Annotated in this window: 14 protein-coding genes; 7 read left to right on the top strand and 7 right to left on the bottom strand. The window is 49.6% G+C overall.

Annotated elements, in window-relative coordinates:
• Window positions 1-293 precede the first annotated feature (293 nt).
• The 7 genes from ACV7NC_RS05780 to ACV7NC_RS05750 all read left to right on the top strand — a co-directional run bounded on the left by ACV7NC_RS05780 (window position 294) and on the right by ACV7NC_RS05750 (window position 7,313).
• Window positions 294-1,103 (top strand): methane monooxygenase/ammonia monooxygenase subunit C, encoded by an 810-nt coding sequence (locus ACV7NC_RS05780; protein WP_458152066.1) that lies wholly within the window; start codon window positions 294-296, stop codon window positions 1,101-1,103.
• Between the two features lie 163 nt (window positions 1,104-1,266).
• The gene (locus ACV7NC_RS05775; RefSeq protein ID WP_458152065.1) at window positions 1,267-2,091 is read left to right on the top strand and encodes a methane monooxygenase/ammonia monooxygenase subunit A; all 825 of its coding nucleotides are present in this window, start codon (window positions 1,267-1,269) and stop codon (window positions 2,089-2,091) included.
• A complete protein-coding gene (locus ACV7NC_RS05770) occupies window positions 2,091-3,353 on the top strand; it encodes a methane monooxygenase/ammonia monooxygenase subunit B (protein ID WP_458152064.1) in 1,263 nt (420 codons plus the stop codon). The genes ACV7NC_RS05775 and ACV7NC_RS05770 overlap by 1 nt, the downstream gene beginning before the upstream one ends.
• 161 nt (window positions 3,354-3,514) lie before the next feature.
• Complete coding sequence (locus ACV7NC_RS05765; RefSeq protein WP_458152063.1) at window positions 3,515-4,180, top strand: hypothetical protein; 666 nt, start codon at window positions 3,515-3,517, stop codon at window positions 4,178-4,180.
• Window positions 4,181-4,248: 68 nt separating this feature from the next.
• Window positions 4,249-4,767 (top strand): hypothetical protein, encoded by a 519-nt coding sequence (locus ACV7NC_RS05760; RefSeq protein ID WP_458154554.1) that lies wholly within the window; start codon window positions 4,249-4,251, stop codon window positions 4,765-4,767.
• A gap of 107 nt (window positions 4,768-4,874) precedes the next feature.
• Entirely contained in the window at window positions 4,875-5,276 is a 402-nt protein-coding gene (locus tag ACV7NC_RS05755; RefSeq protein WP_458154553.1) for a copper resistance CopC family protein, read from the top strand.
• A 12-nt stretch (window positions 5,277-5,288) separates the two neighbouring features.
• Window positions 5,289-7,313: a CopD family protein gene (locus ACV7NC_RS05750; RefSeq protein ID WP_458154552.1), complete on the top strand. Its 2,025-nt coding sequence runs from the start codon at window positions 5,289-5,291 to the stop codon at window positions 7,311-7,313.
• Window positions 7,314-7,435: 122 nt separating this feature from the next.
• Here ACV7NC_RS05750 and cobC read toward each other — a convergent pair whose 3' ends face one another.
• From cobC to bluB, 7 genes are read right to left on the bottom strand one after another with little or no spacing between them, the layout of a single operon-like run.
• The gene (cobC, locus tag ACV7NC_RS05745) at window positions 7,436-8,053 is read right to left on the bottom strand and encodes an alpha-ribazole phosphatase (protein WP_458154551.1); all 618 of its coding nucleotides are present in this window, start codon (window positions 8,051-8,053) and stop codon (window positions 7,436-7,438) included.
• A 3-nt stretch (window positions 8,054-8,056) separates the two neighbouring features.
• Window positions 8,057-9,130 (bottom strand): nicotinate-nucleotide--dimethylbenzimidazole phosphoribosyltransferase, encoded by a 1,074-nt coding sequence (cobT, locus tag ACV7NC_RS05740; protein WP_458154550.1) that lies wholly within the window; start codon window positions 9,128-9,130, stop codon window positions 8,057-8,059.
• The gene (gene cobU, locus ACV7NC_RS05735) at window positions 9,127-9,657 is read right to left on the bottom strand and encodes a bifunctional adenosylcobinamide kinase/adenosylcobinamide-phosphate guanylyltransferase (RefSeq protein WP_458154549.1); all 531 of its coding nucleotides are present in this window, start codon (window positions 9,655-9,657) and stop codon (window positions 9,127-9,129) included. The genes cobT and cobU overlap by 4 nt, the downstream gene beginning before the upstream one ends.
• Window positions 9,654-11,135: a cobyric acid synthase gene (locus ACV7NC_RS05730; protein ID WP_458154548.1), complete on the bottom strand. Its 1,482-nt coding sequence runs from the start codon at window positions 11,133-11,135 to the stop codon at window positions 9,654-9,656. The genes cobU and ACV7NC_RS05730 overlap by 4 nt, the downstream gene beginning before the upstream one ends.
• Entirely contained in the window at window positions 11,132-12,178 is a 1,047-nt protein-coding gene (cobD, locus tag ACV7NC_RS05725; RefSeq protein ID WP_458154546.1) for a threonine-phosphate decarboxylase CobD, read from the bottom strand. The genes ACV7NC_RS05730 and cobD overlap by 4 nt, the downstream gene beginning before the upstream one ends.
• Window positions 12,156-13,067 (bottom strand): adenosylcobinamide-phosphate synthase CbiB, encoded by a 912-nt coding sequence (gene cbiB, locus ACV7NC_RS05720; protein ID WP_458154545.1) that lies wholly within the window; start codon window positions 13,065-13,067, stop codon window positions 12,156-12,158. The genes cobD and cbiB overlap by 23 nt, the downstream gene beginning before the upstream one ends.
• Window positions 13,064-13,729, bottom strand: a complete 666-nt coding sequence (gene bluB, locus ACV7NC_RS05715; protein ID WP_458154846.1) for a 5,6-dimethylbenzimidazole synthase — start codon at window positions 13,727-13,729, stop codon at window positions 13,064-13,066. The genes cbiB and bluB overlap by 4 nt, the downstream gene beginning before the upstream one ends.

The following is a 13,729-nucleotide window of genomic DNA, read 5'->3' as shown; positions in this document are numbered from 1 at the left end:
TTTTATTTAAGCATACATTATTTTTATAATTGAAATTGTGTATGTATTAGTCATTGTGATCAAAGGGAAAAAGGGGGAAACGATGGAGGAATCCTTGCTGTTGAGGGGGTAATTTTATGACAAATGACTTGACTTTGGACCCCAAGGTCGACTAGCCTGAGAGGCGTAGTTAAATTAGAAGGGAAAAGGAGTTTAATTTAGCTGCCGAAATTTTAAGCAGTACTAATTAATTAGTATTAGAAGCAGTAGAAGAAAAGAGAAGTAGTTTTGATTAACAGATAGGAGGTAGAAAGATGGCAACAACGTATGGCACAACGAGTAGCGCGTCGAGCGCGAGCTATGACATGTCGCTGTGGTACGACTCGAAGTACTACAAACTGGGCATGGGCACCATGCTACTGGTAGCGATATTTTGGATCTGGTTTCAAAGGACATTTGCGTATTCCCACGGAATGGACTCGATGGAACCGGAATTTGACAAAGTGTGGATGGGACTGTGGCGCGTACACATGACCCTGATGCCATTGTTTGCATTGGTCACCTGGGGTTGGATTTTAAAAACCCGTGACACCAAAGAACAATTAGACAACCTGGATACCAAGTTAGAGATCAAACGCTATTTCTACTGGATGATGTGGCTGGGTGTATACCTGTTTGGTGTTTACTGGGGCGGCAGCTTCTTCACCGAACAAGATGCAAGCTGGCACCAAGTGATTATTCGTGACACGAGCTTTACGCCAAGTCACGTAGTGGTGTTTTATGGCTCATTCCCGATGTACATCGTATGTGGCGTAGCTTCATACCTGTACGCGATGACCCGTCTGCCACTGTACAGCCGCGGCACATCATTCCCGCTGGTAATGGCAATTGCTGGCCCATTGATGATTCTGCCGAACGTAGGATTGAACGAATGGGGTCATGCATTCTGGTTCATGGAAGAGCTGTTTAGCGCGCCATTGCACTGGGGCTTTGTGATTCTGGGTTGGGCAGGTTTATTCTCAGGTGGTATCGCAGCACAAATTATCACCCGTTACTCTAACCTGACAGACGTAACCTGGAACGGCGCCAGCCGCGAAATTCTGAACAACAGAATTGTTCCTTAATTTCTGAATGAAGACTGCCACACCTGTAGTAGAGGTGTGGCAGTGGAAATGGCTGTAAAGAGAATTGATGGAAACGAGCTAAGGCAGGCGATAAAAAGGGAAGTAAAAGGAATCGTCGAGTTTTCATATTTAATATCACACGAAATGAAGAAGGGAGGGTCTAGTGAGTAGAACAGACGAAATTTTAGCAGCGGCAAAGATGCCGCCGGAAGCGATCCGGATGTCCAGATATATCGACGCGGTATATTTTCCGATTCTGTGCATCTTGTTGGTAGGTACATTCCACATGCACTTTATGTTGTTGGCAGGTGACTGGGATTTCTGGCTTGACTGGAAAGACCGTCAATGGTGGCCGGTAGTAACACCGATCGTAGGTGTAATGTATTGTGCAGCACTGCAATATTACCTGTGGGTAAACTATCGTTTATCGTACGGAGCGACACTGTGTATCGTATGCCTGTTAGTAGGCGAATGGCTGACCCGTTACTGGGGATTCTACTGGTGGTCACACTACCCGTTGAATTTTGTACTGCCATCAACGATGATACCAGGCGCATTGATGCTGGACACCGTTCTGTTGTTGACGGGTAACTGGCTGATCACAGCTCTGTTAGGCGGTGGATTCTGGGGATTATTCTTCTATCCTGGCAACTGGCCGATTTTTGGACCAACCCACTTACCGCTGGTAGTAGAAGGCGTACTGTTATCAGTAGCTGACTACACAGGCTTCTTATATGTACGTACCGGTACACCGGAATATGTACGCCTGATTGAACAAGGCTCACTGCGTACCTTTGGTGGTCACACCACGGTAATCGCGGCATTCTTCGCAGCGTTTGTATCGATGTTGATGTACTGCGTATGGTGGTACTTTGGCAAGATCTACTGCACCGCATTCTTCTATGTTAAAGGAGAAAGAGGACGCATCTCTATGAAGAACGACGTAACCGCATTTGGTGAAAAAGGCTTTGCACAGGGGATTAGATAATGAATATAAGAAGCATATTTAAGCTGGGCGTATTAGGCCTGTATGGAGCGGCGATTGGAGCGGCCTCACTGGCACTGACGCTGACGGTAGATGTCAAGACAGCGGCAGCGCACGGTGAACGTTCACAAGAACCGTTTCTCCGTATGCGTACGATTCAATGGTACGACCTGAAATGGCAACCGAAAGTCACCAAAGTGAACGACATTGCGACGATCACTGGTAAATTTCACCTGGCGGAAGATTGGCCACGTGCGGTAGGTAAACCGGAACGCGCATTTTTCAACATTGGTAGCCCGAGCCCGGTGTTTGTACGTTTAAGCACCAAACTGAACGGCGAACCGACGTTCATTTCTGGACCGCTGCAAATTGGTCGTGACTATGAATTCGAAGTCAGACTGAAAGCAAGGATTCCAGGACGTCATCACATGCACGCAATGGTGAACGTCAAAGAAGCAGGCCCGATTGCTGGCCCTGCATCTTGGATGAACATTTCAGGCAACTGGGATGACTTCACCAATCCGGTGACCACCCTGACAGGTAAAACCATTGATCTGGAAACATTCAACTTCAGCAATGGCGTATTCTGGCACTTGGTATGGTTAGGTCTGGGCTGTTTCTGGATTGGCTACTATGTAGCACGTCCGATGTTCCTGCCACGTAGCCGTGTATTGTTAGCGTACGGTGACGAACTGCTGCTGGATCCAATGGACCGTAAAGTAGGCATGGCAGTAGCGATTCTGACCTGTGCACTGGTATGGGGTGGCTATCGTTATACCGAAAGCGTACATCCATACACAGTACCGATCCAAGCGGGTGAATCGAAAGTAGAACCGATGCCGATTGCACCGAATCCGGTTGCGATCAAGGTAACGCATGCTAACTACGACGTACCTGGACGTGCACTGCGTGTGACGATGGAAATCACCAACAACGGTGACTCGACAGTTAACATTGGCGAGTTCACGACAGCGGGTGTTCGTTTTGTAAACGACTTGGGACGTAAATACCTGGATCCTGACTATCCACGCGAACTGGTAGCAACAGGTTTGACGATGGAAGATGAAAGAGGTATTGAACCAGGAGAAACCCGTGAAGTTAAGATGGAAGCCAAAGACGCGTTGTGGGAAGTACAACGTTTGATGGCGCTGTTGGGTGACCCTGAAAGCCGTTTTGGCGGGTTGTTAATGACATGGGATGACGAAGGCAATCGTTATATTAACAGTATTGCTGGCGCGGTAATTCCAGTCTTTACCAAGCTATAAGCTAGGGCGAGTCAAAACACCGGTACACCACTGTCGCAAGACAGCCGGTGTACCGGTTTTTTTATATGGGTAGAGAACAAAGAAAACTTAAGATGCAACAAAAGAATGCAGACAAAAGAACTGGCAAAAATAGAGGCACTAACGCGAGAGGAGGATTTGTCGTGGTCAGGCAAATAGCACGAGCAGGGATTGCGGCCTTTATGCTTATTATGACATTTTACACAGGCACAGCCGGCGCCCATGGCAAGGTAGACATGGAAGATGACAGTTGCATGCGCCGGATAGGCGAGAACATAATCCACCTGAGCACCTATCAGCCTCAAGTGGATAAAGCAGGGCACTACTGCACTGACATACCCAAGATTGGAAGTACGATCATGGTCATAGACTTAGTGGATCCTGCACTAAGAGAAATGCCGATTGGGCTGAAGATAATCAGAGGTGATCGGGTAGAAGGAGAAACTGTCACGGATTTGCGTCCGGCGGTATATCAGGACGGAGTGATCAGCATGCAGAAAGAGCTGGAACAAGGTAAATACCTGATACAAGTCACAGCCGAAGGCGTGCCACCCCTGCACTATGAATATCATCTGCGAGTTGAAATGATCAATTATGCGGAAGTATTCAGAGCATCGATCGGGCCGGTGGTGGGTCTATTGCTGACAGCCATACTTGGGTATAAACTCATCCGCTCAAGACGATTCAGGGATTGGATAGCCTCACGCAGCTCGAAAGGAACTGAAAAAGTCGATAGCGGAGAAAAGACACCGGCAGTCGGGGAAGAAAAAACATCAATCAACAAACAAACTAAAGACGGGGAATCCTAGCGATGTTAGTAGAAAGAAGCACAGCAATAAAGCAAATAGTAATAACAGCCCTTGTGGCAGCAAGCATCATGTTTACCTCACAAGCACAAGCGCACGGCGGACTGGCGCTGGCTGAGGATATGTGTGTATTGACGGTAGGACCTTACCGGATGCACTTTACCGGCTACCAGCCACTGTCGCAAGAAGAGGAATTTTGCGAAGACATACCGGAAATCGGCAAGACCGTGATAGCGCTGGATTATATACAAGAAGAACTGAGACCATTGAAAACGGAAGTAAGGATAATTCGTGACACCGGTTCGGAAGCGAATCTTGACGAGATCACAGTATTTCATTTGCCGCCAAAAGTATACCCGACAGCCTCGATTACGATAGACCATACCTTTCCGGAGAAGGGAAAGTTTGTGGGATTGGTAACAGTGTCGGGCGGACCGCAAGAGTATGTATCACGGTTTCCGTTCTCAGTCGGGGAAGGAAGGCCAACGCCTAAAATCGTGATCATTGGACCGATTCTGCTGGTGGTCGCCGGTGCAGCTGCCTTCTTCATGATGCGCAAACGTAAATCCGAAGACGCCAATCCTGCGTAAGATAGCAATAAGTGGTGTTCTGATAGTAGATAAGGATGAGGTATTGAACTCATCCTTATCAAGAGAATCGAATTAATTCGAATGAATAACCTGTATTGAGGGAAATTGTGCAAAACAAAAAATCATGGCATTTCAATATTAAGAGAGTTGCTGCTCTTATGGTATTTATGTGTTTCCTTTCTGTATTGTTTCAAGTTAATTCCGTATTCGCACACGCAGCATTAGTTAAATCCGACCCTCCGCGCCGAGCGGCACTCGCCGTATCACCTAAACACATTCAACTCTGGTTCAACGAAAAAATTGAAGGGGCTTATGCTTCAGTCACAGTTAAGGATGCGCAGCAAAATATAGTCACAACCAATAGTCCCGAAACTGTAGCAGATGATCCTAAATCTATTGTGCTAGGTTTACCTCAATTAGAGGCTGGAAAATATACGGTGCATTATCGTGTTATGTCAGTTGACGGGCATGTCATTGAATCTAATTTTGATTTTAATGTAAAAAAATAATATGTAGCAAAAATGCTTGAAATCATTGCCACAATTGCACGCTGGATTCAACTTGCGGCAAATCTGATCTTATTAGGTAGTAGTGTTTTTCTATTCATACTAAGCGCAGACAAGTCAGCAATCACAACAAAATGGCTTGAAAAAGTAGAGCGTTTATTTCCTTGGCTTGCAGTCACGATCTTGATAGGCTTATCGTGCATTTTATCTGCAACCGTCATACAAGTTACTGGTGGCGCAGCAAAATTAGGACAACTTAACACATGGTGGAGTTTTTTGAGTGAAACCAGAGTCGGGCAAATCTGGATCGGACGTCTTGCTTTCGCAACACTACTTCTTATATTCGTATTATATCTTCGCAAGGTAACACGTTTACGATGGCACTATGCCGCTGGTGCTTTGATTGCGGCATTACCGCTTATTATAAGTTCATTCATCAGTCATAGTGCTGTTGAGGGGTTGTCAATCTCAACTATTGCACCTTACGCTTTTCATCAGGTTTTTGCAGGCGTATGGTTTGGAGCTTTGCCAGCGCTATTACTTCTATTTCATGCGTCGAAACGACACGCTAATACAAATGTGCATAATTTAACTGCTAATACAGTTAAACGTTTTTCTGCCATAGCGTTACCGATTATGATATTAATTATCTTAACCGGGCTTGTTGTAAGCGATCGCATATTCGAAGGACAGTATGCCGCCTTGGTTGCTACACAATACGGATGGTTGCTCAGTTCGAAACTGGTTTTGCTTGGAATTATACTTGCGATTGCGTGGCGTGTCCGGTCGCATTGGCTACCGGTACTGAGTAGTGAAGATACAAGCGGTGGTTTAGCCGGCGGCCAGAATAAAATTTCAAAATGGGTGAGAATTGAGTTTATCCTGGCGCTTGTTTTGATATTGCTGGCTACAATCATTTCGCATACAACGCCAGCAAAGCACGCGCCCATTGACAACTGGCCTTTTCCGTTTCGATTCTCGATTGACGCAACTTGGAATCAGCCCGGTGTTGCATCACAGGTTTGGATTGGCATTGCAATTGTGATGCTGGCTTTTGTCTTGATTAAGTGGGGGCAATTCCGGAACTGGAGCGGCAAAACTTTGGTGATTATTGCAACAGTGCTCCTGACATCGGGATTCTCAGTGATGTTGCCCCCCCTGACGATCAAGGCTCACCCTGAGACTTATCGCAAATCACCAATCCCATTTGATACGGTCTCGATAGCAAATGGCGCTACACTTTATAGTCAGCATTGTGTTGATTGTCATGGCGCTCAGGGAAAAGGTAATGGCATCAAATCAAGGACATTATCAACTAAGCTACCTGATTTGTTGATGGAGCTTCACGTTAATGATCATACGCCGGGAGATTTTTATCATTGGATAAGCTACGGGATGGTGAATACGGATATGCCGGGCTATGCCGATCAAATTCCAGAAGATGGCCGCTGGGATTTGATTAACTTTGTTCATGCATTATCGAGAGGCTATCAAGCACGTATTCTGACACCGGAAATTGTACCTGAGAAAGCATTTGCAAAGCCTCCTGTCTTTTCTTACACAACCCAGGATGGCAGTCATGGCGCATTGCAGGATTTTCGTGGCCACCAACCGGTATTATTAGTTAATTTTTCGTGGCCACAATCGAAACAGCGGATAGAGCACCTCAAGCATTTTTACGACAAATTAAAAGAACAAAATATCGCGGTATTGGCAGTACCAACCAAAGAACTTACAACTGAAGAACTGGCGCAAGTAGCGGACAGCTTGCCATTTCCCGTTGTTAGCCAAGGCGCGGAAGAGATTGCAAAGAGCTACGCACTCTGGCGCAGAACTTTGAGCACTCCGGATATTATCGGGCGAGGCATTGTTCCGGATCACCTGGAGTTTTTGATCGACCGCAATGGGTATTTACGTGCACGTTGGATTCCATCTATCGACAAATCCGGTTGGTCGGATCTCGATGTCTTGATTCAGCAAGTGAATCTGTTGCAGCGAGAGCAGGTGGCGATGCCATTTCCGGAAGACACTGTTCGCTAGTTCGGAGATTACAGTTTTCGGATGTAGCAATAGTTTTCACCGCATTTGCCATACGCAACTCTAGCAGTATTAATCGGTATCCGTTCTTAAAGCGGGAAGATCATAATTTCCGTAATTATCTACTATTTTAGGTAATGTTTCGATTGTAATTGCAGATCGGGAATCAGTATCGCATGGGGTAGTTGATCTGACCTGATTCGAATTTGCTTGAAGCTGGCATGCCCGACATCCAGTTCTAGCATGTGTTCGAGCGGCAACTGCAGAACATGGCAGATGATGGCTCGGATAACGCCGCCGTGGGTAACGAGCAAAATTCTTTTTCCGTCAAATTGCTGCTGAATTGCATACCAAGCCGATAACACACGATCTTCGAAACTTCGTAAATGCTCACCATTAGGCGGCGGATGGTTGAGCGGATCCCGCCAGAAGCGCGACAAAGCTTCGGCATCGGTTTGCATTAATTCTGCGGATGATCGATCTTCCCAGTCGCCAAAGTGGATTTCCTGAATGCGCGCATCGCTTGTGACGGGAATGGCGTAGCGTTGCCCGATCGCTCCGGCAAAGTCCGCGCACCGCGCAAGAGGCGAGGTGACAATTTGTTGCCATTCGATCGAGCGATTTTCCAAGCTTTGCCACATTTGGAGCCATCCTTGCTGCGTGAGCGGATGGTCGGTACTGCCACAATAGCGATCGCTGCTAATGGTTGCGCCGTGTCTGAGCAAATCAATCTGCGTCGGCATCTGTTATTCCGCTGAGTGCTGCCCCGATATCTGTGCTTCCGCAAAAGTCGCCATACCGTTGTGCAGCTCGCAAGCGAGGCGCAGCAAGGGTAGGGCTACTGCTGCACCGCTGGCTTCGCCCAGGCGCATTTTCATAGCAAGCAACGGTGTAGCATTGAATGCGTCAAGCACGATGCGGTGACCAGTTTCGGCGGATTGGTGTGAGAAAATAAACCAGTCTTTGCAACCCGGAACAATCGATTCCGCTACCAAAGCAGCGACCGAGCTGATAAAGCCGTCAATCAGCAGCGGCAGACCTATTTGCGCTCCGTGGATATAGGCGCCGGTTAACGCAGCGATTTCAAAGCCGCCTAAGCAACGCAATACATTTAGCGGTGAATCGAGTTGCGGCTGATGATGTGACAACGCTTGTTCAATGATGACGGCTTTATGCGCAATTTGTTCGGCGGTAAGGCCAGTCCCTGCACCGGCTAGCGCACCGGGATCGCGATTTAATATAGAACAGGCCAGTGCGGTTGCACTGGTGGTGTTGCCGATGCCCATTTCGCCACCGATGAAAATATGGGTCTGGCGTTGCCGTGCCCGCTCGATTGCGTCATAACCGCAAGTCAGAGCTTCTCCTAGTTGCTGCTCCGTCATTGCAGGGGTGTGCAGAAAGTTGGCGGTCCCTGGACCAAGCCGGTATTCAATCACGCCTGGCAATGTTTCGATGTCGCTAACTGTACCAAGATTGATAATCTCCAATGTTGCATCGATTGCATTTGCGAGCACGCTGATGGCTGCACCACCACGTGCGAAATTGCGGATCATTTCACCAGTTACCGCTTGCGGGAATGCCGAGACGCCTTCGTTAGCAATACCGTGATCGGCAGCGAAAATACTGATATGCACGCGATCGGCGCAGGGTTCGGCGGTATGCTGCATGGCAGCAAGCTGAATTGCCGCAGTTTCCAGAAGACCCAACGCACCGGGCGGCTTGGTGAGTTGCATCTGACGCTGTAGCGCTTGATGGCATGTTGTTTCGTTGAGAGAGCAGACGGATTCCCGCAGCCATGCGGGTGTGAGCAGCCGATTCATAACGGTTTTCCTTTCAAAACCAGCGGCAGACCGGCGACAGTCAGAATTACCTGATCGCAGATTTCTGCCAAATCCTGGTGCAGCCGGCCTGCTTCATCGCAATAGCGCCGGCTTAATTCACCCAAAGGTGTGACTCCCATGTTGGTTTCGTTGCTGACTAAAATAAGCGGCCCCGATATGCGGCCGAGTACATCCAGAAAAGCACTGCGCTCAATACCGAACCGTGACGGATCCGGATGGATCAGCAGATTCGTCGTCCAGAGTGTCAGGCAATCGATTAATAGACAGCGCGTTTCAGTTGCGTGTTGAGTCAATACCGAGGCGAGTTGCAGTGGTTCTTCCACGACCTGCCAGTGATCTGGCCGCCGCGCCCGGTGCGCGGCAATTCTTGCGCGCATTTCGTCATCTCCGGCAGTCGCAGTTGCGATATAAGTGACTGGCAATCCGCTTTCTGTTGCCAAACGCTCTGCCAAGCGGCTTTTTCCCGACCGCACACCACCGAGAATCAATGTTTTTTTCGCGCTCATTGGGTATACGGAGGCAAGTTGAGCATACGGTACAAACGCGCGGTATCCAAATATTGATCCACACAATCCGCTAATCGATTTATCTGAGCATCGCGTACCGCGTGGTAATCAAAAGCAATGCATGTATTCTTAAAACCGGCCCAGCTTAATAGTTCATCACAGGCAAGGGGTGATTCAAAAATGCCATGCAGATAGGTTCCCAGTATCAATCCATCATCGCTGATAGCGCCATCATCTCCATGCGGTAGGTGGAATGCCGGTTGATAATGCGTATGAAACGCGGAGACCCCCGCATGAATCTCGTAGCCAGTCATGGCAACGTCGCTAGCAGCGAATCTTCCCTGAATGTTGCGGAGAATTTTATCGGCTTTCAGCGTTGTCTCCATATCAAAGAAGGCGAACCCTGCTGCGCTGCCTGCATCACCTTCAAAGCCACCAGGATCATGAATCAATTTGCCAAGCATTTGAAAACCACCGCAAATGCCTATCAATTTTCCGCCATAACGCAAGTGGCGATGGATGGCTGGCTCCCAACCTTGTTGGCGCAACCAGTCGAGATCTGCGCGGACGCTTTTAGAACCCGGCAGAATGATCAAGTCCGCGGGTGGGATGGTGTCGCCGGGACCGATAAATTGCAAATCAACATGCGGCTGCAAACGCAGCGGATCGAAGTCGGTATGATTGCTGATACGCGGCAATGCCGGGACAATAACCCGGAAGTGTTTCTGTTCCGTCGATACAGTAGAAGCATCGGGGTGGGGCAAAGCATCTTCGGCTTCAAGGTGTAAACCCTGCAAGTAAGGAATAACACCCAACATCGGTTTGCCGGTATATTGCTCCAGCCAATCCAATCCGGGATCAAGCAATGCTTTATCGCCACGAAAGCGGTTGATGACAAAGCCTTGAATACGCGCCTGTTCGCTTTCGCTCAATAATGCCAATGTACCCGCCAAATGTGCGAAAACACCACCGCGATCGATATCGGCAATGAGAACGACCGGACAATTGACCGCTTCGGCAAAACCCATATTCGCTATATCATTGGCGCGCAGATTGATTTCTGCAGGTGAACCCGCGCCTTCAGCGATGATTTTTTGGTATTGACTGCAAAGCCGCGCGTGTGATTCGAACACTGCTTTCATTGCGACCGATTTGTAGTTATGAAAACCGTCCGCATCCATGTTTTTGAGAGCATGGCCGTGAATGATGATTTGCGCATTCTTATCCGTATTGGGTTTCAGCAAAACCGGGTTCATGTCGGTATGCGGCGCCAATCCGGCAGCCAAGGCTTGCACTGCCTGCGCCCGGCCGATTTCCCCGCCGTCGGCAGTGACGACACTGTTGAGCGCCATATTTTGCGGTTTGAACGGTGCGACACGAACACCCTGGCGTGCCAGCCAACGGCACAATGCCGTAACCAGCATACTTTTGCCGGCGTCCGAGGTGGTGCCCTGGATCATTAGTGTTTGCGTGTTCATGGTGAATATTCAACTAAACTAGGGAATTGATGCCGAATGCGAGTCAACGCCTGTTCCAGGCGCTGCCAATCCGGTTCCTGCGCAGGCAGGCCAAAGCGCAAGCTGGGTGGATCATTGATATAGCGTACCAGAATACCTTGCGAAGCCAGTGCAGCATAGAGGTCATTAGCATGGCGTGTGACAACCCACTGGAAAAATGCACAACCACCCGCTGGAGGTAGATGCTGTTTTGTCAGCATGGCATGCAAGCGATTGCAAGCGAGTAAAAGGCCGCTCCGTGTTTTCTCCTGCCACGCGACATCCTGTAGCGCTTGAATAGCTACCCAACGTCCAGGTGTATTGACAGTCCAAGGACCAAGCAGATGATGAAGCTGTTTCAGAAGTTCGAGTTGTGCACAAACAAAACCGATGCGGGCGCCTGCCAAACCAAAAAATTTTCCCAAAGAACGCAGTACAATTAATCCAGGTTTCGATGCATGGGCAGACAAACTGAATTCCGGTGTGGCATCCATAAAAGCTTCATCGACAATAAGCCAACCGTCACGTTCGGTTAATTGCGCATGCCAACTGAGCAGCTTTGCCACAGAAAAAACAGCACCTGTCGGATTATTCGGATGAATCAAAATTAATACATCGGTGTTCAGCAGCGCTTCATCGATTTGCTCGGGAGTTACAACCGATACGGCATGGTGGTTACGCCGCCAGGCATGAACGTGCTCAGCGTAACCGGGGTGCAACACGCTGACTCGAGAAAAAGCTCGCAAATGAGGTAGCGCCTGAATGGCAGCTTGTGAGCCAGCAACTGGCAACAGGTAATCTGCTCCATAATATCGGCTAGCCATTGCATCCAAACCATCATCGTCCTCGGGTAATCGTATCCACACAGAGGCTGGTAGATTTTTCGCCGGCCAGCCATTGGTATTGATGCCGGTGGAAAGATCCAACCATTGCTCCAGGGGAATGCTAAAGTGAATTGCGGCGGCTTTCAAACGGCCACCATGCGGCAATAAACCGGTGTTATCAAAGTGTGCTAACGTGCTCAAAGAACCATTCTCCCATGCCAATCGCAATTAACCAGAGTAACAATGAACGGCGTATGAGCCGTAGCGCCTGATCAATATCCTGAGTTTCCGGGGTACGCCCCATTCCCAGAAGTGGGCGTGATTCTAGCTGGCCGTGGTAGCGGGCAGGGCCTCCGAGCACAAGACCCAGACTGCCTGCACCTGCCGCCATGACAGGCCCCGCATTAGGGCTTTTCCAAAGAATGCCTTGTGTATTCCAGCAAATGAGCGCTTTGCGAACGTTACCACAAAGCGCATAGCTGAATGCAGTAAGCCGCGCAGGAATGTAATTCAACACATCATCCAGGCGTGCGGCAGACCAGCCAAAATGAAAGTAGCGGGCGTTGCGGTAGCCCCACATCGCATCCAAGGTGTTGACCAGCCGATACGTGACAGCACCCGGCGCCCCGGCAACCGCAAACCAGAATATCGTGCCGAAAATCGCGTCGTTGCCGTTTTCCAGTACCGATTCGACGGTTGCGCGGGAAACACCGTTTGAGTCGAGTTGCGATGTGTCGCGGCTGACGATAAGGCTGACTTGCTCGCGGGCGTTGGTAAGCTCGTTCGATAGCAGTGCATGTTTAACATTTTTCGCATGCAGATTCAGGCTGCTCCAACCAATGGTAAGGTACAGCAAAAACGCATCCAGCAGCCAATGCCACGACCATGCGGCGATATACGCGACCGCTCCGGTTACCGGAACGATCGCTAGCGTCAGCGCAATGCAGCCATTAAGCCGCGAATCCGCATAGCAGCCCCGTTCCAAGGCTTGCGCCCAGTGTCCGAATCCGACCAGCGGATGAAAGCGGCGCGGCTCACCCAGCCAGGCATCCAGTAATAAAGCGGTGGAAATAGTCAGTGTGACGGTCATTCGAGGGGTTCACCAACATTATCCCAGCGGTTGATAAAAACCAAATCCTGCAGCGGGCGTGGTTGCGTCCAGGCTTGCAATTTCAACATCGGCGCCGGATAAAAAGCCGCGACATGGCCCAGGCAAATAATGGCAACCGGTTTGCTGCCGTCCGGCATGGCGAGCAGGTTTGCCAGCGTCTTCGGATCGAACAGCGATACCCAACCCATACCCAGTCCTTCGGCGCGTGCCGCGAGCCAGAGATTTTGGATGGCGCAAGCGACTGAAGCCAGATCCATTTCCGGTAGCGTGCGGCGGCCAAAGATATGTTGTTCGCGGTGATCCATTAGCGCAGCCACCAGAAGTTCGCCGCATTCCCGTATGCCTTCGACTTTCAGGCGTAAAAAATCGTCGCGGCGCTCATTCAGCGCATCGGCAGTGCGGTGGCGCTCGGTCTCGACAAGTGCTGAGATGTTGTTGCGTAATTGACGATCGGTGATGCGAATGAAGCGCCAGGGTTGCGTCAGGCCGACGCTGGGCGCTTGGTGCGCGGCGGTGAGCAGACGCTCGAGCATGGCGGGTTCGACCGGATCGGGGAGAAAATGCCGCATGTCGCGGCGCTCGGCGATCACGCGATACACTGCAGCGCATTCGGCATCGCTATAGCGGTGACGTTCGCTCAT

This window comes from Nitrosomonas limosa (assembly GCF_054188085.1).
Note: the sequence above shows the minus strand (reverse complement) of the source record. Positions and strands in the feature narration are given on the sequence as shown.